Genomic DNA, 694 nt, shown 5'->3' on the forward strand with positions numbered 1-694 from the left:
AGCCACGACAACGGTGGAAGTGAAACCAATACCAACGATTACAGTATCAAGTGCAACAATTTGTGCAGGAACAGTTGGAACATTGAAAGTAACCGAAACGGCTGATAGTTATGTATGGAGTGGTGATAACAACTTCTCAGCGACAACGCAAGAAGTATCAGTATCTAAAGCAGGAACGTACACGGTAACCATTACAACAAATGGATGTAGTGCATCGGCAACGACTTCGGTAGTTGAGAACACAAATCCAAATCCAGTAATTGACCAAGTTCCAGCAGTATGTTTAGGCAATGGATATAAGTTGAATGTAACGGGAGGTTCTGGAAATACTTACGCATGGACAGGAGCAGGCTTTAGTTCAACCGAACAAAGTCCATCAGTAACGGCACCAATAACGGAAGGAGTTTATACTTACTCAGTGTTGGTATCAGGAACAGGTGGATGTACAGGCACTGCAACGACAAGCGTAACGGTTAAAGCTTTACCAACGGTAACAGTATCAAGTGCAACAATTTGTGCAGGAACAGTTGGAACATTGAAAGTAACCGAAACGGCTGATAGCTATGTATGGAGTGGAGATAACAACTTCTCAGCGACAACGCAAGAAGTATCAGTATCTAAAGCAGGAACGTACACAGTAACAATCACAACTAATGGTTGTACAGCAGTAGCCACGACAACGGTGGAAGTGAAA

1 pseudogene is annotated in these 694 nt (G+C 42.9%); it reads left to right on the forward strand.

Annotation, left to right across the window (positions count from 1 at the left end):
- Window positions 1-694: pseudogene (locus tag VB796_RS23750) on the forward strand (hypothetical protein); the annotation flags it as partial.

It is taken from the genome of Arcicella sp. LKC2W, assembly GCF_034931005.1.
Lineage (GTDB): Bacteria > Bacteroidota > Bacteroidia > Cytophagales > Spirosomataceae > Arcicella.